This is a genomic window from Arenibacter troitsensis (assembly GCF_900177645.1).
GTDB classification, from domain to species: Bacteria; Bacteroidota; Bacteroidia; order Flavobacteriales; family Flavobacteriaceae; genus Arenibacter; species Arenibacter troitsensis.
Map to the genome: position 1 here is coordinate 512,544 of NZ_FXAO01000003.1, position 23,682 is coordinate 536,225.

The window sequence follows — 23,682 nt, forward strand, 5'->3', positions numbered from 1 at the left end:
ATTTGATAAGATATTTATTAAACATAAGTTAACAACTCGAAAATGCCGTTAAAAACTAATAATCCAGAAAAAAAAACATGGTTACCTGTACCCATCAATTCTGATTTCCCCATTCAGAATATTCCTTTTGGAGTTTTCCTGACCAGGGATGATATCATCACCATAGGATCAAGAATTGGTGATTACGCCATAGATTTAGGGGCATTGCATCAATTGGGTTATTTTAAGGATATTCCATTGACCGATGATATTTTTTTACAGGACACCCTCAACGATTTTATATCCGATGGCAAAAAGACATGGCGTTTAGTACGGAATAGGATTAGCGAAATATTCGATATCAATAACACCGAATTGAAGAACAACGAAGAACATAAAAACATTGTTCTTTTTACTATAGATGAAATAGAAATGCAACTTCCTGTTCAAATTGGGGATTATACGGATTTTTATTCCAGTAAGGAACATGCCACAAATGTGGGCAAAATGTTCAGGGATCCAGCCAACGCCCTTCTTCCCAATTGGTTACACATACCGGTAGGCTATCACGGCAGAAGTTCCTCCATAGTGCCTAGTGGCACCGCAGTTAGAAGACCTATGGGTCAAACCCTTCCTGCCGGAGCGGAACAACCAGTATTTGGCCCTTCCAAATTGGTGGATTTTGAATTGGAAATGGCATTCATCACCACAGATGCCAATGTATTGGGCGAACCAATTCCGGTCGAGGAAGCAGAGAATTACATTTTTGGAATGGTACTATTTAACGATTGGAGCGCTAGGGATATCCAAAAATGGGAATACGTACCCTTAGGCCCATTTCTGGCCAAAAATTTCGCATCATCCATTTCGCCTTGGATAGTGACCTTGGATGCCTTGGAACCATTTAGAGTGGCCAGTCCTGAGCAGACCCCTACACCCCTGCCCTACCTACAACAAACAGGAAAAAAAGGTTTCGATATAAATTTAGAAGTTTCCATAAGGCCCGAAGGCGGAAAAGCAACCACCGTAACCCGGTCCAACTTTAAGTATATGTATTGGACAATGGCGCAGCAACTGGCACACCATACCATCAACGGCTGTAAAGTAAATAGTGGTGATATGATGGGCAGCGGGACTATTTCTGGCCCTACCCCCGATACTTACGGCTCTATGTTGGAACTTACATGGCGAGGAGAAAAACCGTTGACCCTGGAGGACGGATCCACAAGAAAATTCATTGAAGATTACGATACAGTGACCATAACCGGTTATTGTAAAAAGGATAATGTGCGAATTGGTTTTGGGGAAGTATCCACTAAATTATTGCCCGTTTTTCAGCAAAAGAAGAAATAAGACCCAAAAAAAACACCCGTATTTGTACGATACAGAATAGTTTCACGTTCGTGTATAGAACTATTTTGGCATAGCTATTGAACTATGTCCATAATATTTTTAAACCAAACGTTATGAAACAATCATTACTTGCATCACTTATGATGTTTATTTTTATCTCTTGCGGAGGGGTTAAAAAAACACAGGAAGCCCTTAATACGGGCAACTATGGCAATGCCATAAATAATGCATTAAAAAACATTGCCGAAAATAAGACAAAGAAGTCCAACCAGCCCTATATTCAATTGCTGGAGGAGGCCTACAAGAAAAATACCGAACGTGAGCTTCAAGAGATTGCATTCTTGAAGAAGGATAACAATCCGGCCAACCATGAAATAATTTTTAAGAGCTATCAGAACCTAAAATCAATTCAGGAACGTATAAAACCTCTATTGCCATTACAACTGTTTGATGAAAATAGGAATGCCCGATTTGCTTTTAAGGATTATGATGAGGAAATTATAAAGTCCAAGCGCGAATTGTCCGATTATTTATACAACAATGCCACGGCCCTTTTAAATTCAGGACAATACAAGGAAGATTACCGGAAAGCATTTGATCAATTTTCCTATTTAAATGACATAAACCCAAATTATAAGGATACCAACCTTAAACTGGAGGAGGCCCACAACAAAGGTCTGGACTATGTCCAAGTAGTGATGATCAATGATTCCGAACAAATTGTACCCCATCGTTTGGAGCAGGAACTGTTAAACTTTAATACGTACGGATTAAACGACCTTTGGACCGTTTACCACACCAACGCATTGCAAAATATTAAATATGACTATGAAATGCAGGTGGCATTCAGGAACATCAATATAAGCCCGGAACAGGTTACCGAAAAACAGATCTCCAAGGAAAAGCAGATCAAGGACGGCTACAAATACGCCACAAATTCCAATGGTGAAGTTTTAAAGGACAGCTTGGGCAACAAAATTAAGATTGATAAGTTTAAAACCGTTAAATGTAATTTTTATCAATTTACCCAACAGAAGTCGGTAGAAGTTGTTGGCAATGTAAGCTTTTTGGATTTACACAGTCAGCAGCAGATCAATTCCTACCCCTTGGCCAGCCAGTTTGTCTTTAACCACGTTTATGCCAAACACAACGGCGACACAAGTGCCCTTGAGGAAGATATGGTCCCGTTATTGCAACTTTCAGCCGTTCCCTTTCCTAGCAATGAACAAATGGTTTATGACGCAGGGGAAGATTTAAAAGCCAAATTGAAAGGTATAGTCACCAGACATCGTTTCAATTAAACCTTAAATAGGTCTTACTTATTTTTTAGCCCCAATAAGAATACATTTAGCCTTTTAGGAGTTTCCTTTAGCTAAATGTATTTTTTTAAATCCAGTTGCGTAATTGCACCATGGGACTCATGCGCCACTACCGTTCCGTTTTTTATTACCAACAACTGCGGCGACTCATGGACAACTCCAAACACATTGCTAGTTTCATTGGAAACAGAGCGATATTGGTGTAGATCCAGGTAATGCAGGTCCATACTGTCTTGGGGCATGTCATACCCCTCATTAAACCGATTCATGACCATTCTACTTATACCACAGGTAGTGGAATGCTTAAATATTATCTGAGGCTTTACCTTGGATCTTTCCTTTATTACCTCTAGCTGCTCTACGGACGCCAATGGTGCCCAAGGAGCAACCTTTGCCTCTTTTTTTTCCTTTTCGCTATTATTTCCCTTTCCAAAAAGCCCTTTTAGAATCCCCATTTCGTAATTTTAGTATTAAGTCCAATAAATGTTGCCAACCTTACAAGCTGTCGATTTGTCGCTTAAATTTGAAAAATAAACGACATTTTGTCCTGTTCAAAACAGTGGTAAGGTTGTTGCTTTTAAGACTTCAAAAGTAAGCAATAACATAAAAAAAACAACTATATGAATTTCAATAACTTCACCATAAAATCGCAGGAAGCCATACAGCATGCGCAACAAATGGCGCAAGGTCTGGGACATCAACAAATTGAGAACGAACATATTTTTAAGGCCATTTCCGAAGTTGAGGAAAATGTACTTCCGTTTATCCTCAAGAAATTGAACGTAAACACCACCTTATTGAACCAAATTTTGGAAAAGGAACTGGAGAGTTTCCCCAAAGTATCGGGTGGGGAAATTATGCTTTCCAGGGAAGCCAATAAGACTGTCACAGAAGCTAGTATTATTGCTAAAAAAATGGAGGACGAATACGTTTCCATAGAACATTTGTTATTGGCAATTTTTAAATCCAAGAGCAAAATAGCCCAAATACTAAAGGACCAAGGAGTTACGGAAAAGGACCTAAACGCGGCCATAAATGAATTGAGAAAGGGTGGTAAGGTTACCTCCCAAAGTGCCGAGGACACCTATAACTCATTGAACAAGTATGCCAGAAATCTTAATGAGCTGGCGGATAGCGGAAAATTGGACCCAGTTATAGGCAGGGACGAGGAAATTAGGAGGGTTTTACAGATCTTATCACGTAGAACAAAAAACAACCCCATGCTGGTTGGGGAACCTGGTGTAGGTAAAACTGCTATTGCAGAAGGGTTAGCCCATAGAATTGTTCAGGGCGACATTCCTGAAAACCTCAGGGATAAAATTATATATTCCTTGGATATGGGCGCACTTATCGCAGGTGCCAAATACAAAGGGGAGTTTGAAGAGCGTTTAAAAGCCGTGATCAAGGAAGTAACCTCCTCGGACGGGAACATTGTACTCTTTATTGACGAAATCCACACCCTTGTCGGGGCCGGCGGCGGACAAGGCGCCATGGATGCCGCCAATATACTTAAGCCTGCCCTGGCCCGTGGGGAACTGCGAGCCATAGGCGCAACCACCTTGGACGAATATCAAAAATATTTTGAAAAGGACAAAGCCCTGGAACGAAGGTTTCAGAAAGTAATAGTGGATGAACCGGATACAGAAAGTGCCATATCCATTCTTAGGGGTATAAAAGAAAAGTACGAGGCTCACCATAAGGTTAGGATCAAGGACGAAGCTGTGATTGCGGCAGTTGAATTATCACAACGCTACATTACCAATAGATTTTTGCCGGACAAGGCCATCGATCTAATGGACGAAGCCGCTTCCAAGTTGAGGATGGAAATAAATTCCAAACCTGAAGAATTGGATGTTTTGGATCGTAAAATTATGCAATTGGAGATAGAAATTGAAGCTATTAAGCGAGAGAACGACACCTCAAAACTCAAGGCTTTGAATGTGGACCTTGCCAATTTGAAGGAAGAGCGAAATGAAATCTTTGCCAAATGGGATAGCGAAAAAACGGTTGTGGACGATATCCAAAAAACAAAGAACGATATTGAAAACTTTAAATTGGAAGCCGAAAGGGCCGAGCGCAATGGCGATTATGGAAGAGTTGCCGAAATAAGGTATGGAAAAATAAAGGAAGCCCAAGAACGATTGGATAAACTGGAAAGCGAACTGGAAGAACAACAACTTGGGGAAACCCTAATCAAGGAAGAGGTCACCAATGAGGATATAGCCGAGGTGGTAGCCAAATGGACAGGTATCCCAGTTACCAAAATGCTTCAGAGCGAAAGGGAAAAGCTGTTGAAATTGGAGGATGTGCTCCACAAAAGAGTGGTAGGACAGGAAGAAGCCATACAGGCTGTTTCCGACGCCATAAGAAGAAGTAGGGCTGGTTTGCAGGACAGCAAAAGACCAATTGGCTCCTTCCTTTTCCTAGGAACTACGGGTGTGGGTAAGACAGAATTGGCAAAAACCTTGGCCGCCTATCTCTTTGATGATGAAAACGCTATGACCAGGATTGATATGAGCGAGTACCAAGAGCGTCATTCGGTTAGCAGATTGGTAGGTGCCCCTCCAGGATATGTAGGTTACGACGAAGGTGGCCAACTAACGGAGGCAGTGCGAAGAAGACCCTATTCCGTGGTGTTACTGGATGAGATTGAAAAAGCACATCCAGATACTTTTAATATCCTTTTACAAGTATTGGATGAAGGCAGGCTAACGGACAACAAAGGTCGTGTGGCAGATTTTAAAAATACCATTATCATCATGACCAGTAATATGGGAAGCCATATTATTCAGGAAAAGTTTGAGGATAACAAAGACATCTATAGCGCCACAGAAGCTGCCAGAGTGGAAGTATTGGGACTGTTACGAAAAACTATAAGGCCAGAGTTCCTAAACCGTATAGACGACATTATCATGTTTACCCCTCTAAGCAAAAAGGACATTAAAAAGATAGTGGTTCTACAATTGGATCAGTTGAAAAAATTGGTTGCCAAACAGCAAATTATCATAGATGCAACCGAAGAGGCCATAGATTACCTGGCCAACAAAGGATACGACCCGCAATATGGTGCAAGACCTATAAAACGGGTAATACAAAAAGAAGTATTGAATAATATTTCCAAAGAATTGTTAAGTGGTAAAATTCACCCTGGTGGAATTCTCCTAATAGACTCCTTTGACGATCAGCTAGTATTCAGAAATGAGAGTGAACTGGCCAAATAAGATGGCCAAATAAAATAGAAGGGCATCCAACTACAAATTGGATGCCCTTTTTTATTAACAATATATACCATGCAGTATAAGATTTTTTATATTAGCGTAAAACTGTAAGGACATGTCTACAAAAGCCGAGAGAACAACCGCCTATATTATTGAAACAGTTGCTCCCATTTTCAACAAGCTTGGATATGTTGGCACAAGTATGAGCGATCTAACAGAGGCCACCGGCCTGACCAAAGGAGCTATTTACGGGAATTTTGAAAACAAGGATTCCTTGGCGCTGGCGGCGTTTGAATATAACAGCAAAAAATTATTATCGGAAATAGACGATAAGCTAAGTTCGAGCGGAACTTCCCTTCAAAAGCTTTTTGTACTTACCAATTTCTATCGTCACTACGATACTTTTATAGAGGAATTGGGCGGTTGCCCCATTTTGAATATCGGTATAGATGCCAATCACAATAATTCACAACTGCTGGCCGCAACCAGGGAAACCATAAAAACCATAGAGGGGAAAATTGCCCTTGTACTGGAAAATGGACTTAACAACAATGAATTGCGACTGCCAGTAACACCGCTCCAGTTTTCAAAGCAACTATTTACCATGATCCAAGGGGCCGTAGCTATGGCCACTATAATGGGTGATAGAAAATACTTGTTGAACACCGTGACCTATTTGGACCAATTAATTGTCCGTGAAATAAAAAAGTAATTGAACATTACTCCCCTATTATCCTAAATATCCAGGTTCTTTCGGCATATTTGCCATTAAATTTATTATCCCTTGCCGCTTCCGCTTCACTAAGGGTATCAAACCTTTCCAAATATACATAGTCCCACTTGGTCTTTTCCAAATAGAAAAACTTAGCGTCAATCCCTTTCTTCTTAAGACTCTCCACAAATATATCACGGTACCTAGACGTACCATAAACATTGCCTATAAGATAAAATCCTGCTTTTTGGCCTTCCAGTTTATCAACTTCCTCGTAATGGCCTTGAGTTATCTTCTTGCCCGCCTTTTTCCGAGCCGCAATCATGTCCATGTCATCCTGGATTTTCTTAGCCAATGCCAGTTCCATAGCCTTAATGGAGTCCAATCTTTTTTGTTCCTTCAACTGTAGAGCCTTCGCCAAGGCTGCGGCCTCCTGTTCTTCCTTCAACCTTTTTGCCTCGGCCAATTCCTGAGCCACTCTTAATTCTTCCGCAAGCGCTTTCTTTTTCTTACCTCTAACACGCTTCTGTTTTTTTTCCTTTTTTAGGGCTTTTTTTTCGGCCAAAGCCTCCGCCTTGCTTAGCTCCTGCTGCATTTTCCTTTCCTCTACTATAGGATCCTCAGCTTCCGATTGAGTAACTTCTTCTGGTTGAGTAACCTCCTCTGGTTTTTCCAATTCTACTGGAGTCTCATCCACATCAAATCCAACTACCTTTTTACGTGGATCAGGACTACTTAGTGTATATGCCGCAATTATTTCAAAAGAGGGATCCATATCCTTAACCTCAGCGTCCAAGCCATATTCTATAAGGGCACCCAATGATAAATGCTTAAAAAATCTACCCCCAAGACCACCAGATATGCCATAGAAACTATTGTAACCACCTTGCAACCAAAACTTATTGGACGATAATAGGGCATTAAGTCCTACCTGCGTATCTCCATAAGGCACCGATTTTACATACAGCATAGGCAGCAGATAGGCATTGTCCACACCATTAAATAAGGTAACTGGCAATTGATAGTCGATCATACCCATATATATCTTTTCATCGGATGCCGAAGCACTACTATTAGTAGCGAAATTATAATCGAACAGGTTTTCTGCGGTAAAACCAACGCTGAAACCATCCATAGAAAATCTGACTCCCGGGGCAAATTGCATTATAAATGCATTTTTGGCCAATTGCAATTGGGGCAATAAAATTTCTGGATTTGGACTATACCTATCGTCTGCAATTTCACTATTAAAACCAAATACGTTCAAACCAACGGACAATTGCATATTATTGCCAAAATCGAAGGCGTATGCATAGTTGAGTACTCCACCGGTATTTAAAAACACCCCCGTATTATTTTGCACAAAACCAACGCCTATAGAAGACTGGGTGTTTATTTTTCTGGAATAATTTAAGAAAATGGAAGTAGGGTCACCATCTATGGTCTGCCATTGATACCTGGACCACCAGGCAATAGACTCTGGATTGTTCCTATCCAGTGAAAAAACCGGATTAAACAAACTGGCATTGAATTCGGTTAAATTATGCTGCCTTAAGTCCGTTGGAAGCGCAACTTCTTGTGCCTGCGAAAACAAAACCGCAAACAAAATAGCATAAATAGCGTACTTTTTATCCATATACAAAAGAACAAAAAACTATGGGCACTACATACTTTTTTACTGTAATTTTAGTTACTTTACTAGAAGAACCAAATACCAAAAATAGAATTGATCATGAAACGTATACACCTGCTATTGATTCTTTCCTTCACCATCGGCGCTATGTCCTGTAAGGAAGATCCGAAGTTACCCCTTGAAAACGCAGAAGATTCTATTTCCACTTTTTATTTTATAAGACATGCCGAAAAAGATCGTAGCGATCCTGAAAATATAGATCCCGAGTTAAATCAGGATGGATTGGGGCGGGCTATACGCTGGGCCGAAGTTTTTGATCCCGTTGCCCTGGATGCCATTTACATCACCGATTTTGAAAGAACGGCGATGACCGCAGCGCCAACGTCCGTGAAAAAAGAAATTACCCCCCAATATTACGACCCAAAGGCACTCATTATCGAAGAATTTAAAAATCTAAATCTTGGCAAAAACGTTCTTATTGTTGGCCATAGCAATACCACTCCGGAATTCGTAAATCTCATGTTGGGAGAGGAAAAATATGAACACATGGACGATTATGACAATAGCAGCCTATTTATTGTACGGATCATAAATGGAAAAGCCACCGATATTAGATTAAAAATGGACTAATTGGAAGCTGTTACTGAAATATCTTTCAACTCTATTTTTGAGAGTAATTTCAATTTGTCTTTTTCATAAAGAACATCCACGTCGTAGAATGCACTGTCCCCTAAAGAGGCGGCATAATTTTCATAATCAACAAAACGGATACCTCCATGATAGCGCTCATTATATGCTGCCCTAAAACGGATTCCACCTCCATCCACATAAAACTTGTACGCTAGGTAATCGGGCTTAAAGGTTTCCTTATTAAACCAATACAGGTAAATATCTTCATAATCCTTTCCTCCACCTTTCTGATCAAAAGTTACTTTTACCTTATAATACTCCTTGTCCCTTACTGTAACTTCCCCCAATAACTCCTTATTGACAGCAGGATCGTTCAGACCGTATGGCAAGTAGGCAAAGTAATGCACGGAATTCACGGAATTTGCATATAAATTGGCAATGGAGTCCTTTAGTGGCACCAAACTATCGTTAATAAATCGACTAAAACCTCGGCTAACTTTTACATCCACTACCTTTGTGGAGTCGGTTAATTTAATACGTTTTAAAATTCTTTTTCCGTCTTGCCATTCAGCAGCATATTCATAATCCCTGAATTTATAGTATAAATCATTGGTTTTATACTGCTCCCCTCCACTTACCAAAATGGACTTATCCACTATTTCTTGGGCGGAAAGGGTGGTTCGCGCTTGTTCCTTGCACGAAAAAATAAAAATAACAAGCGTTAATAGGGTTACTACTCTCATTCAATAACTTTTCATATTAATCGCACAGTTGGCACATTCATTACAAAAAAAACATAGTTATATTCAAAAAAATTGGCAGGATCTATACTTATGCCCTAATTGCCAATCGGATAATTGTTTCTATTTTTGTCAAACATATGCAGAAAAAAATAAATATAAAGAACAAAAGGGCCCGATTCGATTACGAGTTGCTGGATACCTATACGGCAGGTATTGTATTGTCTGGTACCGAAATTAAATCTATCCGGGAAAGCAAGGCTTCCATCTCGGAAAGCTTTTGTGAATTTAATGATCTGGGAGAGTTGTTTGTTATTAATATGCAGGTAGACGAATATTCCCATGGAACGCATTATAACCATAAACCGAAAGCAGAGCGAAAACTTTTGCTCAACCGAGGTGAACTGAAAAAACTGGAAAAAGAAGTAAAAAACTCAGGTTTAACCATCATTCCCTTAAATCTTTTTTTGAACGAAAGGGGCTTGGCCAAGATGAACATCGCTTTGGCAAGAGGTAAAAAACTATATGACAAGCGAGAAACTATCAAGGATCGTGACAACAAGAAAAACCTGGATAGAATCAAGAAAAGCTTCAACAATTAGGATTTCCCTTAATTTTTGTCCTCCAATAAAGGCACAAATCTAAAGGATCCCAATTCCTTTTTCTCAAATTCTTTGGCAGACTTTCTAACAAACAATGTCATAATTTGCTCGTCTGTCCCTACCGGTATAACCAACCTACCCCCTACCTTAAGTTGGGCCAGTAAAGGATTTGGCACAAAAGGCGCCCCAGCGGTTACTATAATACTATCAAATGGCGCCTCTTCCGGCAATCCTTTATACCCATCTCCAAATATTACTTTTTTGGGTCTATAGCCCATTTTTTTAAAAAAAAGATTGGTCTTTTTAAAGAGCTCCAACTGTCGCTCAATGGTATATACCCTTGCCTTTAATTTTAGCAATACTGCGGTTTGATAACCACTTCCAGTTCCTATTTCCAAAATCTTATGATTGGGCTGCACTTGTAAAAGTTCGGATTGAAAAGCTACCGTATAGGGTTGGGAAATAGTTTGGTCCGCACCAATAGGAAAAGCCTTATCCTGGTACGCATGGTCTTCAAAACTACTATCTAGAAATAGGTGTCTCGGAACTGCCCGGATGGCCTCTAGAACGGAATTGTCCATAATTCCCTTCCCGGAAAGGATGTCCGCCAATTTGTTGCGCATCCCCCTATGTTTTAGTGTATCTTTCAATTGTTTGGTTTTGGTGGGTAAAGTTAAAAAACGAAAATCTTAAAATAAAGAAATCATAAAATTTACCCACTGCAATCTAATCTATTCTTTCCTGCGAAGGTAAATTTAACCTAGATTTCTTTAGTTCCAAAAACCCTTATTGAATTATCTTCAACAATTATTTGCATCCCATTTTCCAACATTGCATTGTTGACAAAAAAGATGGTCCTTAAAACTTAAGTTTTGTTTTTTAAGACCCTAAACTTGCAAACTATCCTTATTTTTGAGGAAAATAAATACATATGCTTAATGTTGGCGTCCTAGGAGCAGGACATTTAGGAAAAATTCATCTAAGATTACTGAATGAGTCCCAAAAATATAATTTGGTTGGTTTTTACGATCCCGATGTCATTAACGGCAAAAAAGTGGAAGCCGAATTCGGCTACACTTTTTTCGACAACATAAATAAACTAATAGATGCCGTAGATGTAGTGGACATAGTTACCCCTACCCTTTCCCATTTCGATTGCGCCAAAAAGGCCATGGAAAAAGGAAAACATGTTTTTATTGAAAAGCCTATTACCAATACCCTGCAAGAAGCCGAAGAACTGTTGCATTTGGAAAAAAAACAACAAGTAAAGGGACAGGTAGGCCATGTGGAAAGATTCAATCCCGCTTTTATGGCCGTCAAGGAAAATATTAATAATCCCATGTTTATTGAGACCCATAGGTTGGCAGAATTTAATCCAAGGGGGACGGATGTACCTGTTGTTTTGGATTTGATGATCCATGATATTGATGCCATCCTTAGCGTGGTAAAATCCAAGGTTAAACAAATTAATGCCAGTGGGGTTTCGGTTATTAGCAACTCACCAGATATTGCCAATGCCAGAATAGAATTTGAAAACGGCTGCGTGGCCAACCTAACGGCAAGTAGAATTTCCCTGAAAAACATGAGAAAGTCTCGTTTTTTCCAAAAAGACGCCTATATCGCTGTGGATTTTTTGGAGAAAAAAGTTGAAGTGGTCAAAATGAAAGACGCCCCTGAAAAACCAGGCGATTTTGACATGATATTACAAAATGCTGAAGGAATAAAGAAACAGATCTATTTTGAAAATCCAGATATAGCTGTCAACAATGCTATACTGGACGAGTTGGAGACCTTTGCAGATGCTATAAACAACAACACCGTCCCCGTGGTAACCCTGGAACAAGGTACACAGGCCTTAAAGGTTGCCTTGGAAGTCATTGCGTCCTTCCAAAGGAAATAAGCGATAGTTTTTATATTTTTCCTTGTAGACAAAGGCATGAACTATTAGAATAAAATTCCAAGTAAACGCATTCATATGAAAAATATAGCAGTCATAGGGGCAGGAACAATGGGTAATGGTATTGCCCATGTAATTGCTCAAAATGGATTCAAGACCAACCTTATCGATATTTCACAGGAAGCCCTGGACAAGGGCCTTATCACCATCGAAAAAAATCTCGACAGAATGGTGGCCAAGGAACTTATCTCGGAAATGGACAAGAAATCCGCCTTGGGAAACATTACTCCCTACACCAACCTGGCAGACGGAATCAAGAAGGTCGACTTGGTAATTGAGGCCGCAACGGAAAATACGGCCCTTAAATTAAAAATCTTCGGGGAATTGGATGAATTGTGCCAACCTACCACCATTTTGGCAACCAACACCTCCTCTATTTCCATTACCCAGATTGCAGCGGCCACCAAAAGGGCGGATAAGGTTATTGGAATGCACTTTATGAATCCCGTACCCATAATGCAATTGGTAGAGATAATTAGAGGCTATAACACTTCTGATGAAGTTACGGATACCATTATGAATCTTTCCACAAGACTCGGAAAAACACCAACGGAAGTCAATGACTACCCTGGTTTTGTTGCCAATCGAATATTGATGCCCATGATCAATGAAGCAATAGAAACGCTGTACAATAGAGTTGCCGGGGTTAACGAGATCGACACGGTAATGAAATTAGGGATGGCCCACCCCATGGGCCCATTACAACTGGCGGATTTTATTGGACTGGATGTTTGTTTGTCCATTTTAAATGTTATGTACGACGGATTTAAGAACCCAAAATATGCACCATGCCCATTACTGGTAAATATGGTAACCGCCGGAAAATTGGGGGTTAAATCAGGGGAAGGCTTTTACGATTATTCCGAATCCCGAAAGGCCGAAATGGTTTCCAAACAATTTAAATAGCAATCCATTGCACGCGTCAACTTCAATTACAACTTTGATGTTGCACAAGAACCTTGTTTTGATTAAAAAAGATAAAATTAAATGTCCATTAAAGATAATTTAAAAGCAATCAAGGAATCCATTCCTTCCCACGTCACACTTGTCGCCGTTTCCAAAACCAAACCTATTGCCGATATCGAGGAAGCCTACGCGGCCGGGCAACGGGTTTTTGGTGAAAATAAAATCCAGGAAATGACGGCGAAGCAAGAAGTTCTTCCCAAGGATATTGAGTGGCATATGATAGGACATATACAGCGCAACAAAGTGAAGTATATGGCAGAATACGTGGCCCTGATCCATGGAGTTGACAGCCTAAAACTATTGAAGGAAATAAACAAACAAGCCAAAAAACATAATAGGGTTATCCCCTGCCTATTGCAAATCCATATTGCAGAGGAAGACACCAAGTTTGGTTTTGACGAGAACGAACTGAGCGAATTGATAGCCTCAAGTGATATTAAGCAACTTACCAACATAAAGATAGTTGGACTAATGGGCATGGCCACGTTTACAGATAATAACCAGCAAATTAGGAAGGAATTTAAACAACTAAAAAGCTTGTTTGAAAAAACCAAATCAAGCTTCCCCGACCTTTCGCAATTATCCATGGGAATGAGCGGCGATTATAAGATTGCAATAGAGGAAGGCAGCACTATGATACGAGTGGGAAGTAGCATTTTTGGTTCCAGAAATTAGCACGCTACCTTGCTGTTTCTTTGACTGGAGAATACGTATCTTTGTTTAGTAATCTGAATTAGAAATTTTACATGTACGTCATATTAGATATTGAAACCACAGGAGGAAAATACAATGAAGAGGGGGTTACGGAAATTGCTATCCACAAATTTGACGGGCATAAAGTAGTAGACCAGTTCATAAGCTTGGTAAACCCTGAAAAGGAAATCCAACCCTTTGTGGTTAATCTTACCGGCATCAACAACAACATGCTTCGCACTGCTCCAAAATTCTACGAAGTAGCCAAACGCATCGTAGAAATAACGGAAGATGCCGTAATTGTGGCCCATAACGCCCAATTCGACTATAGGATTTTGAGAACCGAATTTAGGAGGTTGGGGTTTAATTTTGAACGCAAAACCCTCTGTACCGTTGAATTGGCCAAACAATTATTGCCGGATGCCGAATCTTATAGTCTAGGCAAACTGGTGCGGTCCTTGGGAATTCCTGTAAGTGATCGCCATAGAGCCAACGGCGATGCACTTGCCACCCTACAACTATTTAAACTTTTACTTTCAAAAGACCTGGATAAAAGCATTTTCAAGAGCGTTTTAAGAACAGAGACCCAAGGGGAACTATCACCAAGACAACTGGATATGGTAGATGAATTGCCTTCGGAAACAGGGGTCTACTACATGCACAATAAGGATGGCGATATTATTTTGTTGGGAAAAAGTAGCAACATTAAAAAAAGGGTCAATCAGCATTTTACCAATAATAGTCCAAAGGCCAGAAGAATTCAGAAAGAAACCAAAAGGGTCTCTTATGAAAAAACGGGCAATGAATTGGCTGCCTTATTAAAAGAGAATGCGGAATTATTGAGGAACAGACCTAAGTACAACACCCACTATAAGAAAAGACTGTTTAACCATGCAGTTTACCAATCCAAGAACCAGAACGGCTATATCACCTTGACTGCAGAGGCAATAAATCCTAAAAAAAGAGCCGTAACGACCTTTAACAGCTTACAGGGCGCCGAGAATTTTTTGCACAGCATAAGGGAAGAATTTCAATTGTGCAATAAAATAAATGGACTATCACAGGCAAAACTGCATTGTTCCCATTATGAGGACAATAGTTGCCTTGGTGGGTGTATAAATCAAGAGCCTGTGGAAGACTATAATGGAAGGGTAATCCAAGCCATTGACAAGTACAGTTTGTCCAACAAGAGTATTCTTATCATGGATAAAGGAAGGGAAATTGGGGAGCGTTGTGGAATTGAGATCAAAGATGGTGTTTTTAAAGGCTTTGGCTATTTTAATTTAAACCATCAAATCAATAATATTCATATCTTGGAATCCATTATAACACCTATGGAAGGAAATGAAAACACGACCCACATCATTTCATCCTATCTCAGAAAAAAAAAGGTGTTGAAAATCATAGAACTAAAATAGTAGACTTTGAAAATTAAGAAAGGTTGGAAACAAAAGATCCATGAAGTAATCTACGGGACCCATACCCCTGCAGGAAGACTTTTTGATATCATACTACTTGCGGTAATCGTCTATAGTGTCATCATTGTCATGTTGGAGAGCATACCTTCGTTTGACGAAAAACACCATAAATTTCTGAACTATTCCGAATGGGTGGTGACCATTCTATTTTCTATAGAATACATTTTAAGGATAATTTCCATCAACCGACCTAAAAAATATATCTTTAGCTTTTTTGGATTAGTCGATTTTTTATCCACTATCCCAAAATACCTTTCCCTATTCTTTGTAGGTTCCCAATATCTAACTGCCTTTAGAATTTTAAGACTATTAAGGGTATTCCGAATATTAAAACTAGTACGCTTTGTAGGGGAGTCGAACAATCTAGTGAGGTCTATCCATGCCAGTAGAACCAAAATATTCGTTTTTGTTTTCTTTATCATCATTATATCCGTTTTATTGGGAACGGTGATGTATATTGTTGAAGGCCCTACCCATGGATTCACCAGTATACCCCATAGTGTTTATTGGACCATTGTTACCCTAACCACGGTAGGTTATGGGGATATCTCCCCGGAAACCCCTTTGGGGCAGTTTATCGCCACCGTAATCATGATTATTGGCTATGGTGTAATAGCGGTGCCCACCGGGATCGTTTCTGCTGAATATGCGGCTGGCTTGACCAACAAAAAAAATATCCCCCCTGGTAGAACCTGTCCTGATTGCGGTACTGAAATTATGCGTATTGATGCCCATTACTGTAGGGAATGTGGACATAGATTAAGTGATGATTAATGAATAAAAATAATCTTATTTCCATTGTAGGACCCACTGCGATAGGTAAGACCACCTTGGCCATTGCCATAGCCAAACATTATAAAACAGAGATTATTTCTGCCGATTCCCGACAGTTTTACAAAGAAATGTCTATTGGGACGGCAGTACCCTCCCCGGAAGAATTGGCCAGTGTTCCACATCATTTTATTCAGCACAAAAGCATTTTTGAAGAATATACCGTAGGGGATTTTGAAAGGGAAGCCATAGAAAAACTGGCAAAACTCTTTGAGGATAACGACATTGTAGTTATGGTAGGCGGAAGTGGCCTATACGTTGACGCCATCAAGGACGGACTGGATAATTTCCCCCCAATAGATCCTGAAATCCGGGAAACACTGAACCAAACCTTGAAAACCGAAGGCATTTTAAGCCTTCAGGAGCGACTCAAAATTCTGGACATGGATTATTACCATCAAGTAGACCTTAATAATCCACATAGGCTTATTAGAGCCCTAGAGGTGTGTATTGGCTCAGGTCTCCCCTACACCTCTTTCCTAAAACAAAAAAAAACCAAAAGGAATTTCAGTACCATTACCATAGCCATAAATGCCGAAAGGGAGATCATCTATGACCGTATAAACCAAAGAGTGGATATAATGATGGAACAGGGCCTTTTGGAAGAGGCATTGTCCCTAAAGGAACAACAATCCCTTAATGCATTGCAAACCGTAGGTTACAGAGAATTATTTAATTACTTTAAGGGGGGCTTTGACCTGGATACTGCTATTGCCGAAATAAAGAAAAACACCAGAAGGTTTGCAAAAAGGCAATTGACATGGTTGCGGAAAAAAGAGGATATTATTTGGGTTGATTATAACTACGACTTAAACGGTGTTTTGAGGAGAATAGAACAAGAATGCAATAGACAATGACTTCAACCAATAAAAACATTCTATTTGTAATCGGGGTTTCCGGTACAGGCAAATCTACCATAGCGAAGTTGTTGGCAGAAAAACTGAAATTACCTTTTTTTGATGGTGACGATTATCACTCAGAGGCCAACATAAAAAAAATGTCTAATAAAATCCCTTTGACGGACGAAGATCGGTACGATTGGCTGGTAACCCTAAACAAATTGGCCGTGAACAATAAAGAAACCGGAGCTGTCATTGTCTGCTCTGCCTTGAAGGAATCCTACAGAAAAATACTGGAAAATAAAATTGAAGGTAAGGTAGTTTGGATTTCCCTGGAAAGTTCTTTTGAATTGTTATTGGAACGCCTACAAAAACGAAAAGGACATTTTATGCCTGCCGAATTATTACGGTCCCAACTGGACACTTTTGAACCTCCTACCAAGGCCATAAAAATATCGATAGAACCCAGTCCCCAAGAAATTGTGGACCAAATATTAAGAGAATACCGGAACTAAGCAATAAGTTGTCCCAGGAACAAGCTTTCACAGCGGTAACGAAGTTGACCCAAGAGTTCAGATTCAAAACCAGAGACCACATCCTTTTGTTCGGGGTTCCTTCCGCCAACACCTTTCAATAAACCTACAGCATTGAAATTTAGTAGATTACAAATAAAAAGCACCAAGAAAAATCTTGGTGCTCTATAAATTTTGGATATATGGTGCTTAATCATTTTTAACCACCAATCTAAATCCTTCTCCATGGATATTCAATATCTCCACGTTTTCATCTTTTTTAAGATATTTACGCAATTTGGCAATGTAAACATCCATACTTCGGGAAGTAAAATAATTATCATCCCTCCAAATTTTGGTCAAGGCCAACTCCCTTGGCATTAAATCGTTCTCGTGCAATGCCAAAAGTCTAAGCAACTCGTTTTCCTTCGGAGAGAGCTTAATGGCTTCCTCATCCTTGTATTTCAAGAACCTAAGCTTGGAATTCAATTGAAAACCACCAATTGTAAATTCAAATTGTTTACTGTCCGCTAACGAACTGGAAGACTTTCTTTGAATTATAGCTTTAAGTTTCATTAACAGTACTTCCGAATCGAAAGGCTTGTTCAAATAATCATCCGCACCTGCCTTATATCCTTTAAGGACATCTTCTTTCATCGTCTTGGCAGTAAGAAAAACGATAGGCACGTTCTCGTTCTTTTCACGAATTTCCTTGGCAAGGGTAAAGCCATCCTTATAAGGCATCATTACATCCAAGATACAGACATCAAAATTGTCCTTCTTAAATTTTTCAAAACCTTCCATTCCGTTTTTCGCCAATGTAACGTCAAAATCGTTCATTGCCAAGTAATCTTTAAGTACAATTCCAAAATTTGGATCGTCCTCTACGAGTAATATTTTCTTATCTACTGTTTCCATTATTGTTTTAAATTAAAGGCAGTTTTATATAAAAAGTGCTTCCTTTTCCTTTTTCACTTTCTGCATAAACCTCACCTTGATGATCATCAACTATTTTTTTAACGTAAGCAAGCCCTAAGCCATGCCCCTTAACATTATGTATATCTCCTGTATGTTCCCTATAGAACTTTTCAAAAACCTTTTTCAATACCGCTTTGCTCATTCCAGCCCCCTGATCCTGTATTTTTATGATGATATAATTACCGACCACTTCCGTAAAAACATCGATCTTTGGTGCTTCTGGCGAATATTTCACAGCATTGTCCAATATATTTACTATTACATTGGTAAAATGCATCTCATTGGCCAATACCTCTGAGCGTTCCGCCTTTAAATGTGGCTTGATGTATCCTCCCCTATCCGCTACTATAAGATCCACATGGGTAATGGCATCCTCTATTATGTCGTGCACATCTGCCCTATCCTTACTAATATCCAACTGGTTTTTTTCCAACTTGGATATTCGCAATACGTTTTCTACCTGCGCATGCATTCTTTTATTTTCGTCCCTTATCATTTGCAAATAGCGCAGTACCTTCTCCTTGTCATCAATAATCTTCGGATTCTTTATAGCTTCAACAGCCAAATTGATCGTAGCAATAGGAGTTTTAAACTCATGCGTCATATTATTGATAAAGTCCGATTTAATCTCTGAAATCTGCTTTTGTTTTATCAATTGATAGATAGCACTGGAATAGGCCACCACGATAACCAAGGTAAATGTCAGGGACAAAATTGCCATTCCAAGAATAGACTGGATAAGGAACCTTTTCTTTTTTGGGAAGGTCAACAAAAGGGAAAAATTGGTATTCCCTTCACTGTCCTTAAACAAAGGAGCCTTATAAAGCGTGGTCTCGGAAAATTTAAACTTTTTGGATTTCACCTTAGTGGGCAGCCCTTTACTGTAAACTCCATACTCGTAGTCTATATCTATCCCGCGATTATTCAATTCCCTACTAAGCATCAATTCCACCTCCTGCTTGGATACCCGTTTATGGATAGGCCTATTTTTGGCCTGCTCCCTAAACACATCGTCCAAAGCAAACTTGTCCAGATCTGTCATAGATCCAATTTTCTCCAGCTTTTGGACAGGGGTCAAGGAATATTGCCTACCGTCCAAACCAAAATCCTCCTTAAATATTTCAGTTGTCCTGGTACTGGTAATATTTCTAAAGGTTGTGGTGTCCAAGCCAATATCAAAGAACGTAGATGCCATATTGTAGTCTTCCTCCAAAATACCATGCGTGTAAAACCGTATTTCGTTGGAATTGATATCACGATCAAAAAAGAAAAAATTCTTAAGATGGGTAGCCTTTGGCTTTCCTATACTATCACTAAGCTTGTAAAACTCATTAAGATAATCCTGTACCTCCCGCTTTTCTATATTCTCTGCAACCCTACTCAAAATTTGGTTGACCGTATTTGAAAATTGTTCCTCTTTATCAGCTACCGACTTATTTATCCAATAACTCTGTACAAAGATGATTCCTACCAGGGAAAGGCTCATTAAGACTACCAAAAGACCAAATAACCTCTTATTCATTTATCAACAAAATTAGAAATTTAACATTTAGCCAATTGCACGTTTAACCTAACCTTAACAAAAATGTTAAAATTTCGCGCTTAAGCCCTTATTTTAAGTAATTTATGGTGAATTCGGGAAACTTCCCTTTCCGTAGCCTCCAATCCAATATTTTCAATTATGAAGTCGGAAAGCTTCTCTTTTTCCTGGTCCGGCAATTGATTATCTATACGTTGCATTACCGCATGCTCACTAATTCCGTCCCTATCAACTACCCTTTGTATCCTGATATTCCTTGGTGCGGTAACCAATATAATTTTATCATAAAATTCCTGGTTCCCATTTTCAAAAATAATAGCAGCTTCTTGAATTACATAAGGGGCTTTCTGACGTAGGCACCAACTCTTAAAATCGTGCCTCACGGCAGGATGGACTATATTGTTCAGGCCCTTCAATAATTTCTTATCATTGAACACTAATTTGGCTATGTAATCCTTATTTAGCGTTCCATTCTTATAACTATCCTTGCCCAACAATGCCTCAATATCCTTTTTGATCTTTTCAGAACCGGCCATTAATTTCTTTGCCTCTATATCCGAATTATAAATAGGAACCCCTAATTTTTGGAACATAGATCCCACAGTCGATTTTCCACTACCAATACCCCCTGTCAAACCCACGATCATCATTGCCTCTTTAGTATAAATTCTACTTTATTCTCCCTTAACTGTACCACATTTACGCTATCTGGCTTTTTTATCAATTTCAAATCCAGAACATTTTCATTTTTGTCCCTTAGGTTCGAATAGTCTGCGATGACCACAAAATCCGTCACCGACAATTCCTTGATTGAACTTAATCGTCCCCTGCACAAAACCGAAACTATTTCTGGAAACGTTCTTATCCCGACTCCTTCAGGCACATTAACAACCTCCACTGGTACCTTAAAAACCTTTTCTGAAAATTTAAATATTTTGGCCGATAATGTGACGTTATGATCGGAGTATTTGGTGTTTTTTAGATTTGCCGGAAGATTCAATTTTAATTTCTTTGAAATATCATTGGTCGTATGTGGCAGCATCAAGGTTTGGGTGGTAATTCCGGTCAAAGTATCTATCTCCTTTTTTGGCCCCATTACAGTTATGGAATCTGGCGTCAAGCTATAGTTCTTATCCATCAAATAGTTTTGTTCCAAATCAATAGTCACTTTGGGAATTACCGGGACCTTTTTTTTGTAAAGCCTTTGAAAATTGAAAAACAAGGTATCCTTGTCCATATCCTCAACCCTTATAAACTTTGAAAGCTGATTTTCTATTTGACTTCTATAAGTTGAGGGGGAAACAAAAAATTTGGGACCCTTTTTTTCCAATTCGGACAGGTCCACTTCTACAGTTTTGTTTTTGAAACCGAACATCAAAAATTGAAACCCACTGGCTCTTAGTCTTACCTTAATGTTACTTTTGGAAACACTGTTTAGTAATAAGCTATCCGGGGTACTGCCATAATGTATATCAAAAGTGGCATTATTGGTATATTGTTCCCCTAAATTGCTAATAAACCAAGCCAGACTGGAACAGAATAGAAAGACCAGAAACAGTTTAACCTTTCTTTTGTTTAGTCCGTTTTTAATTTTTTCTATCAACTTATTACATCGTTTTAAAGAAAAGCTTAGGAAATAACTCCTCTGGTTTCTTATTGCTTAAAGCTATTAGGATCGAATTTTTAATGAATCCAACACCGTATCCTACAAATTGGATGACTGCTGCTACCAACGATAGCGCAGCTACCTTAACATTTTTATTGGCCATCAAGGAATGCACAAAAAGTAAACCAAAATAGAGGGCATAAATAGATATTGGCCATAATATTCCTAAAACCAACAAGGCAATTGCCACAATGAATCCGAAACAGAACAAAGTGGGAAACCAATAAGTTATTTTGGCACTGTCCGGATGCCAATGGTTTAAAATGGGCCTTACCATTCCAAATTTATTGACCTGGGTATAAAACTTATTCCAATCTATTCGACGCTTATGGTATACATAGGCATCTTCGATCAATTTGGTTTCATATCCCGCCTCCCAAATTCTAAAGGTAAGGTCCGGATCTTCACCGGGATGTATATTGCCATATCCAAGGGTTTTTTCAAACGCTTCTTTGGATATTCCCATATTAAAGCTCCTAGGCTGAAATTTGCCTACAGCCCTTTTTTTTCCCCGTATACCCCCAGTGGTAAAAACAGAGGTCATGGCATAATTAATGGCCTTCTGTACATTGGTGAAGGAAGAATGGGCAGCATCCGGCCCCCCATAACAATCCACATATTCATTTGCCAGAGACTTTTCCACCACGGACAAATATTGGCTTGGGATTATACAATCGGAATCCAATACTATAAAGTAATTACCACCTGCACGCTTCATTCCATAATTTCGGGAATCCCCAGGGCCGGAGTTTTTCTTCTTTAAATATGTTATGGACAATTTATCCTTATACTTTTCCACAATATCCTCTGAACTTTCCGACGATCCATCTTCCACGACAACCACCTCAAAAGATTTATCATAGTCCTGCAATGAAAGGCTTTCCAGCAATTCATCAATCTCATTGGGTCTGTTGTAAACCGGCACTATAAAAGAAAAGAATAAATCCATTGTGGTTTGGTATAAAATAAAGACCTGTCACAAACATGTTGGCTTGCCTTCAACCTTATTATAACTGTATTAAGCTAAAATGAATAATATGTAAGCTGGTATTTTGTCAAGAATATAGGTTGTTGGCCCAAGACATACCTCCAGATACACCCAAGGTGTATTATTCTGAAAATCTATCTACTACTTCCTGACTAACACCTGTATTGGAAAAACCTCCATCATGAAATAAATTTTGCATGGTAACCTTCCTGGTCAAATCCGAAAAAAGGGTAACGGTATAGTCTGCACAATCCTGAGCCGTTGCATTTCCCAAGGGCGACATTTTTTCCGCGTAGGAAATAAAACTGTTAAACCCTTTAACCCCTTGTCCCGCAGTTGTAGCTGTTGGGGATTGGGATATGGTATTCACCCTTACCTTCTTCTCCTTGCCAAAAAAGTATCCAAAACTACGGGCAACAGATTCCAAATACGCCTTATTATCGGCCATATCATTATAATCTGGAAAGGTTCGCTGAGCGGCCATATAGGTCAAGGCCACTATGCTCCCCCATTCGTTCATGGCATCGGCTTTGTACAAGCTCTGCATTACCTTGTGAAAAGATAACGCGGATACATCCCAACCTTTGGTGGTAAAATCATATTTCTCATCGGTATAGGCCCTGCCTTTACGAACGTTGACAGACATCCCAATGGCGTGGAGAACAAAATCTATTTTTCCTCCCAGAATCTCCATGGACTGGGTAACCAAATTATCCAAGTCTTCCACGCTTGTGGCATCTGCAGGGATAATCTTGGAACCTGTCTTTTTGGCAAGTTCATCTATCTGTCCCATTCGCATGGCTATCGGCGCATTGGTAAGGACAAAGGTACCACCTTCATCATGTATAGTTTCGGCAGTTTTCCAAGCTATGGAATTGGCATCCAACGCCCCAAAAATAATTCCCTTCTTTCCTTTTAGTAAATTAAACGACATAGTCTATTTTCTTAGTGAATTTTAGATCGTCAAAGATATTAAAAATTAGTGGGTAGACCACAGAAAGAACACGGTAGAAAAGCTAGTGCTCCTATTGCCATGGCTTCATATTAC

General features: G+C 39.4%; 23 protein-coding genes. 13 read left to right on the forward strand and 10 right to left on the reverse strand.

Annotation, left to right across the window (positions count from 1 at the left end):
- The first annotated feature begins 42 nt into the window (after positions 1 to 42).
- A complete protein-coding gene (gene fahA, locus B9Y87_RS09295) occupies positions 43 to 1,332 on the forward strand; it encodes a fumarylacetoacetase (protein ID WP_085498339.1) in 1,290 nt (429 codons plus the stop codon).
- A 113-nt stretch (positions 1,333 to 1,445) separates the two neighbouring features.
- Positions 1,446 to 2,633, forward strand: a complete 1,188-nt coding sequence (locus B9Y87_RS09300) for a hypothetical protein (RefSeq protein ID WP_085498340.1) — start codon at positions 1,446 to 1,448, stop codon at positions 2,631 to 2,633.
- Between the two features lie 71 nt (positions 2,634 to 2,704).
- Here the strand turns inward: B9Y87_RS09300 and ytxJ are convergent, their stop codons facing one another.
- Positions 2,705 to 3,106: a bacillithiol system redox-active protein YtxJ gene (gene ytxJ / locus B9Y87_RS09305; protein WP_085498342.1), complete on the reverse strand. Its 402-nt coding sequence runs from the start codon at positions 3,104 to 3,106 to the stop codon at positions 2,705 to 2,707.
- Positions 3,107 to 3,271: 165 nt separating this feature from the next.
- Between ytxJ and clpB the strand changes: the two genes are divergently transcribed.
- Together clpB and B9Y87_RS09315 are read left to right on the forward strand one after the other, a co-directional pair.
- Positions 3,272 to 5,872, forward strand: coding sequence for an ATP-dependent chaperone ClpB (clpB, locus tag B9Y87_RS09310; protein WP_085498344.1), 2,601 nt, complete (start codon positions 3,272 to 3,274; stop codon positions 5,870 to 5,872).
- Positions 5,873 to 5,984: 112 nt separating this feature from the next.
- Entirely contained in the window at positions 5,985 to 6,581 is a 597-nt protein-coding gene (locus tag B9Y87_RS09315) for a TetR/AcrR family transcriptional regulator (RefSeq protein WP_085498346.1), read from the forward strand.
- A gap of 7 nt (positions 6,582 to 6,588) precedes the next feature.
- Here the strand turns inward: B9Y87_RS09315 and B9Y87_RS09320 are convergent, their stop codons facing one another.
- Positions 6,589 to 8,217, reverse strand: a complete 1,629-nt coding sequence (locus tag B9Y87_RS09320) for a PorP/SprF family type IX secretion system membrane protein (protein ID WP_085498348.1) — start codon at positions 8,215 to 8,217, stop codon at positions 6,589 to 6,591.
- A gap of 96 nt (positions 8,218 to 8,313) precedes the next feature.
- Between B9Y87_RS09320 and B9Y87_RS09325 the strand changes: the two genes are divergently transcribed.
- The gene (locus tag B9Y87_RS09325) at positions 8,314 to 8,844 is read left to right on the forward strand and encodes a SixA phosphatase family protein (RefSeq protein WP_085498349.1); all 531 of its coding nucleotides are present in this window, start codon (positions 8,314 to 8,316) and stop codon (positions 8,842 to 8,844) included.
- Here the strand turns inward: B9Y87_RS09325 and B9Y87_RS09330 are convergent.
- Positions 8,841 to 9,587 (reverse strand): DUF6503 family protein, encoded by a 747-nt coding sequence (locus B9Y87_RS09330; protein ID WP_085498351.1) that lies wholly within the window; start codon positions 9,585 to 9,587, stop codon positions 8,841 to 8,843. The two genes, B9Y87_RS09325 and B9Y87_RS09330, sit on opposite strands and share 4 nt — an antisense overlap.
- Before the next feature lie 137 nt (positions 9,588 to 9,724).
- Here B9Y87_RS09330 and smpB point away from each other — a divergent pair, with 137 nt between their 5' ends.
- Entirely contained in the window at positions 9,725 to 10,186 is a 462-nt protein-coding gene (gene smpB, locus B9Y87_RS09335) for an SsrA-binding protein SmpB (RefSeq protein ID WP_085498353.1), read from the forward strand.
- An 8-nt stretch (positions 10,187 to 10,194) separates the two neighbouring features.
- Here the strand turns inward: smpB and B9Y87_RS09340 are convergent, their stop codons facing one another.
- Entirely contained in the window at positions 10,195 to 10,836 is a 642-nt protein-coding gene (locus B9Y87_RS09340; RefSeq protein WP_085498355.1) for a protein-L-isoaspartate(D-aspartate) O-methyltransferase, read from the reverse strand.
- A 281-nt stretch (positions 10,837 to 11,117) separates the two neighbouring features.
- On the opposite strand from B9Y87_RS09340, the gene B9Y87_RS09345 reads away from it, so the two are divergent.
- The 7 genes from B9Y87_RS09345 (at position 11,118) to B9Y87_RS09375 (ending at position 17,465) form a co-directional block, all read left to right on the forward strand.
- Positions 11,118 to 12,086: a Gfo/Idh/MocA family protein gene (locus tag B9Y87_RS09345; protein WP_085498357.1), complete on the forward strand. Its 969-nt coding sequence runs from the start codon at positions 11,118 to 11,120 to the stop codon at positions 12,084 to 12,086.
- Between the two features lie 75 nt (positions 12,087 to 12,161).
- Positions 12,162 to 13,049: a 3-hydroxyacyl-CoA dehydrogenase family protein gene (locus tag B9Y87_RS09350; protein WP_085498359.1), complete on the forward strand. Its 888-nt coding sequence runs from the start codon at positions 12,162 to 12,164 to the stop codon at positions 13,047 to 13,049.
- Between the two features lie 81 nt (positions 13,050 to 13,130).
- A complete protein-coding gene (locus B9Y87_RS09355) occupies positions 13,131 to 13,784 on the forward strand; it encodes a YggS family pyridoxal phosphate-dependent enzyme (protein WP_085498361.1) in 654 nt (217 codons plus the stop codon).
- 71 nt (positions 13,785 to 13,855) lie between these two features.
- Positions 13,856 to 15,220: an exonuclease domain-containing protein gene (locus tag B9Y87_RS09360; protein WP_085498363.1), complete on the forward strand. Its 1,365-nt coding sequence runs from the start codon at positions 13,856 to 13,858 to the stop codon at positions 15,218 to 15,220.
- Positions 15,221 to 15,226: 6 nt separating this feature from the next.
- Positions 15,227 to 16,054, forward strand: coding sequence for an ion transporter (locus tag B9Y87_RS09365; protein ID WP_085498365.1), 828 nt, complete (start codon positions 15,227 to 15,229; stop codon positions 16,052 to 16,054).
- Positions 16,054 to 16,968 carry a tRNA (adenosine(37)-N6)-dimethylallyltransferase MiaA gene (miaA, locus tag B9Y87_RS09370; RefSeq protein ID WP_085498367.1) on the forward strand — a complete coding sequence of 305 codons (915 nt, stop codon included), beginning with the start codon at positions 16,054 to 16,056 and terminating at the stop codon, positions 16,966 to 16,968. Before B9Y87_RS09365 ends, miaA begins: the two co-directional genes overlap by 1 nt.
- On the forward strand, positions 16,965 to 17,465 hold the full coding sequence (locus B9Y87_RS09375) for a gluconokinase (protein WP_085498369.1): 501 nt from the start codon (positions 16,965 to 16,967) through the stop codon (positions 17,463 to 17,465). Before miaA ends, B9Y87_RS09375 begins: the two co-directional genes overlap by 4 nt.
- 207 nt (positions 17,466 to 17,672) lie before the next feature.
- Here B9Y87_RS09375 and B9Y87_RS09385 read toward each other — a convergent pair whose 3' ends face one another.
- The 6 genes from B9Y87_RS09385 to B9Y87_RS09410 all read right to left on the reverse strand — a co-directional run bounded on the left by B9Y87_RS09385 (position 17,673) and on the right by B9Y87_RS09410 (position 23,568).
- Complete coding sequence (locus B9Y87_RS09385; protein WP_085498373.1) at positions 17,673 to 18,380, reverse strand: response regulator transcription factor; 708 nt, start codon at positions 18,378 to 18,380, stop codon at positions 17,673 to 17,675.
- A 7-nt stretch (positions 18,381 to 18,387) separates the two neighbouring features.
- Positions 18,388 to 19,962: a sensor histidine kinase gene (locus tag B9Y87_RS09390; RefSeq protein WP_085498375.1), complete on the reverse strand. Its 1,575-nt coding sequence runs from the start codon at positions 19,960 to 19,962 to the stop codon at positions 18,388 to 18,390.
- Positions 19,963 to 20,042: 80 nt separating this feature from the next.
- A complete protein-coding gene (gene coaE / locus B9Y87_RS09395) occupies positions 20,043 to 20,630 on the reverse strand; it encodes a dephospho-CoA kinase (RefSeq protein WP_085498377.1) in 588 nt (195 codons plus the stop codon).
- A complete protein-coding gene (locus B9Y87_RS09400) occupies positions 20,627 to 21,583 on the reverse strand; it encodes a CdaR family protein (protein WP_085498378.1) in 957 nt (318 codons plus the stop codon). Before B9Y87_RS09400 ends, coaE begins: the two co-directional genes overlap by 4 nt.
- Before the next feature lie 4 nt (positions 21,584 to 21,587).
- Complete coding sequence (locus tag B9Y87_RS09405) at positions 21,588 to 22,595, reverse strand: glycosyltransferase family 2 protein (RefSeq protein ID WP_085498380.1); 1,008 nt, start codon at positions 22,593 to 22,595, stop codon at positions 21,588 to 21,590.
- Positions 22,596 to 22,755: 160 nt separating this feature from the next.
- Positions 22,756 to 23,568 (reverse strand): enoyl-ACP reductase FabI, encoded by an 813-nt coding sequence (locus B9Y87_RS09410; protein WP_085498382.1) that lies wholly within the window; start codon positions 23,566 to 23,568, stop codon positions 22,756 to 22,758.
- Positions 23,569 to 23,682: the final 114 nt, after the last annotated feature.

What these genes read in the sequence shown, in the direction of transcription:
- fahA (WP_085498339.1), top strand. Translation starts at nt 43, where the DNA reads ATGCCGTTAAAAACTAATAATCCAGAAAAAAAAACATGGTTACCTGTA.
- B9Y87_RS09300 (WP_085498340.1), top strand. Translation starts at nt 1,446, where the DNA reads ATGAAACAATCATTACTTGCATCACTTATGATGTTTATTTTTATCTCT.
- ytxJ (WP_085498342.1), bottom strand. Translation starts at nt 3,106, where the DNA reads ATGGGGATTCTAAAAGGGCTTTTTGGAAAGGGAAATAATAGCGAAAAG.
- clpB (WP_085498344.1), top strand. Translation starts at nt 3,272, where the DNA reads ATGAATTTCAATAACTTCACCATAAAATCGCAGGAAGCCATACAGCAT.
- B9Y87_RS09315 (WP_085498346.1), top strand. Translation starts at nt 5,985, where the DNA reads ATGTCTACAAAAGCCGAGAGAACAACCGCCTATATTATTGAAACAGTT.
- B9Y87_RS09320 (WP_085498348.1), bottom strand. Translation starts at nt 8,217, where the DNA reads ATGGATAAAAAGTACGCTATTTATGCTATTTTGTTTGCGGTTTTGTTT.
- B9Y87_RS09325 (WP_085498349.1), top strand. Translation starts at nt 8,314, where the DNA reads ATGAAACGTATACACCTGCTATTGATTCTTTCCTTCACCATCGGCGCT.
- B9Y87_RS09330 (WP_085498351.1), bottom strand. Translation starts at nt 9,587, where the DNA reads ATGAGAGTAGTAACCCTATTAACGCTTGTTATTTTTATTTTTTCGTGC.
- smpB (WP_085498353.1), top strand. Translation starts at nt 9,725, where the DNA reads ATGCAGAAAAAAATAAATATAAAGAACAAAAGGGCCCGATTCGATTAC.
- B9Y87_RS09345 (WP_085498357.1), top strand. Translation starts at nt 11,118, where the DNA reads ATGCTTAATGTTGGCGTCCTAGGAGCAGGACATTTAGGAAAAATTCAT.
- B9Y87_RS09350 (WP_085498359.1), top strand. Translation starts at nt 12,162, where the DNA reads ATGAAAAATATAGCAGTCATAGGGGCAGGAACAATGGGTAATGGTATT.
- B9Y87_RS09355 (WP_085498361.1), top strand. Translation starts at nt 13,131, where the DNA reads ATGTCCATTAAAGATAATTTAAAAGCAATCAAGGAATCCATTCCTTCC.
- B9Y87_RS09360 (WP_085498363.1), top strand. Translation starts at nt 13,856, where the DNA reads ATGTACGTCATATTAGATATTGAAACCACAGGAGGAAAATACAATGAA.
- miaA (WP_085498367.1), top strand. Translation starts at nt 16,054, where the DNA reads ATGAATAAAAATAATCTTATTTCCATTGTAGGACCCACTGCGATAGGT.
- B9Y87_RS09375 (WP_085498369.1), top strand. Translation starts at nt 16,965, where the DNA reads ATGACTTCAACCAATAAAAACATTCTATTTGTAATCGGGGTTTCCGGT.
- B9Y87_RS09385 (WP_085498373.1), bottom strand. Translation starts at nt 18,380, where the DNA reads ATGGAAACAGTAGATAAGAAAATATTACTCGTAGAGGACGATCCAAAT.
- B9Y87_RS09390 (WP_085498375.1), bottom strand. Translation starts at nt 19,962, where the DNA reads ATGAATAAGAGGTTATTTGGTCTTTTGGTAGTCTTAATGAGCCTTTCC.
- coaE (WP_085498377.1), bottom strand. Translation starts at nt 20,630, where the DNA reads ATGATGATCGTGGGTTTGACAGGGGGTATTGGTAGTGGAAAATCGACT.
- B9Y87_RS09405 (WP_085498380.1), bottom strand. Translation starts at nt 22,595, where the DNA reads ATGGATTTATTCTTTTCTTTTATAGTGCCGGTTTACAACAGACCCAAT.
- B9Y87_RS09410 (WP_085498382.1), bottom strand. Translation starts at nt 23,568, where the DNA reads ATGTCGTTTAATTTACTAAAAGGAAAGAAGGGAATTATTTTTGGGGCG.